Source organism: Streptomyces apricus, assembly GCF_008369065.1.
Taxonomy (GTDB): Bacteria; Actinomycetota; Actinomycetes; order Streptomycetales; family Streptomycetaceae; genus Streptomyces; species Streptomyces apricus.
The window spans coordinates 1-1,430 of sequence record NZ_VDFC01000206.1 but is presented as its reverse complement, the minus strand read 5'-3'; the positions used below and the strand labels follow the sequence as shown (position 1 = coordinate 1,430).

Here is a 1,430-nt window from a genome sequence, read left to right as displayed (position 1 = left end):
CCACCGCCCCGGTGCGCGCCGGGGCGGTGGGGGTGGCGGAAGCCGTTGGCCGGCCCCGCCCGGACCGTCGCCCGTGTCCGGGCCGGGGCCTCCCGGCCCGCACCTTTTCGGCCGCGCACGCCTTCCGCCGGAGCGCCTACGCGCTGGCCGCCCGGAGGGTTTCCTCGATGCCCGGGAACGCGAAGGTGAAGCCCGACTCCAGCAGCCGGGTGGGCAGCACGCGCTGGCTGCCCAGCACCTCCTGGGCCGTCTCGCCGAGCACGGCCCGCAGCACGGGCGCGGGCACCGCGAAGAGGGTGGGCCGGTGCAGGACGCGCCCCATGGCGGCCGTGATCTCGGCGTTGGTGAGCGGCTCCGGGGCCGTCAGGTTGAAGGGCCCGGACAGCGACTCGGAGTCGATGAGGTGGCGCAGCGCCGCCACGTGGTCGTGCAGGGAGATGTAGCTCCAGTACTGCCGGCCGTCGCCCATCCGTCCGCCGAGCCCCGCCTTGAACAGCGGGAAGAGCCGGCCCCAGGCGCCGCCCTTCGCGGCCACCACGAGCCCGGTGCGCGCGAGGACGGTCCGCACGCCCGCCTCCTGCGCGGGCGCCGCCGCCTCCTCCCACTCCACGCACACCGAGGGCAGGAACCCGCCCCCGGGCGGCGCGCTCTCGTCCACGGCCCGCTCGCCCGTGTCCCCGTAGAAGCCCACGGCGCTGCCGTTGAGGAAGACCCGGGGCGGCCGGTCGAGGGCGGCGACGGCCTCCGCGAGCGTGGTCGTGCCGAGCACCCGGCTGTCGCGGATCGTCCGCTTGTACTCGTCCGTCCAGCGGTGGTCGGCGATGCCCGCGCCGGCGAGGTTCACCACGGCGTCGCAGCCGATGAGGCCTCCCGCGTCCACGTACTGCCGTGCGGGGTCCCACTCGACCTCGTCGTCCGCGCGGGGCGTGCGGCGTACCAGCCGCACCACCTCGTGCCCGTCCGCGGTCAGTGAGCGCACCAGAGCCGTACCGATCAGACCGGACGCGCCGGCCACGGCGATTCGCGAAGCTTCCATGCCCCCATCCTGCTCCAGTCCCGGCCCGGACACCGCCCCCGGCACCGGCTCCGGCACCGCCTCCGGAGCCGGGAGCGGTCCCCGGGCCCGCGGATCTAGAGTGATCCCATGCCCGAGCCGTACGTACGCACCGCAGTGCCCGGCGACGAAGAGGCGCTGGGGCTCCTCGACCGCGCCGTCTGGTCCTACCGGCACGCGGTGCMCCCGCCGGCCCGGCCGCCGTACGAGCCGTTCTTCACCGAGCGCTCCGGGCCCTCCGACCACCTGGTCGCCGAGCTGGACGGGCAGGTCGTCGGCTACGTGCGGCTCGGGTTCCCGACCCCGCTCGCCGCCAACGCGCACGTACGGCAGATCCAGGGCCTCGCCGTCGCCGGGGAGGCCCGCGGCCGGGGGG

The 1,430-nt window shown here is 76.3% G+C and carries 2 protein-coding genes; one reads left to right on the top strand and one right to left on the bottom strand.

Features of this window, described 5'->3' with window-relative positions; translation table 11 throughout:
• Window positions 1–136 precede the first annotated feature (136 nt).
• Complete coding sequence (locus tag FGF04_RS39215; protein ID WP_149516164.1) at window positions 137–1,036, bottom strand: TIGR01777 family oxidoreductase; 900 nt, start codon at window positions 1,034–1,036, stop codon at window positions 137–139.
• Between the two features lie 108 nt (window positions 1,037–1,144).
• Here FGF04_RS39215 and FGF04_RS39210 point away from each other — a divergent pair.
• Window positions 1,145–1,430, top strand: a 286-nt coding sequence (locus FGF04_RS39210; RefSeq protein ID WP_149516163.1) for a GNAT family N-acetyltransferase, incomplete at its 3' end; no start/stop codon positions are given.

Coding starts and splice junctions, on each gene's coding strand:
- FGF04_RS39215 (WP_149516164.1), bottom strand. CDS start 1,036: ATGGAAGCTTCGCGAATCGCCGTGGCCGGCGCGTCCGGTCTGATCGGT.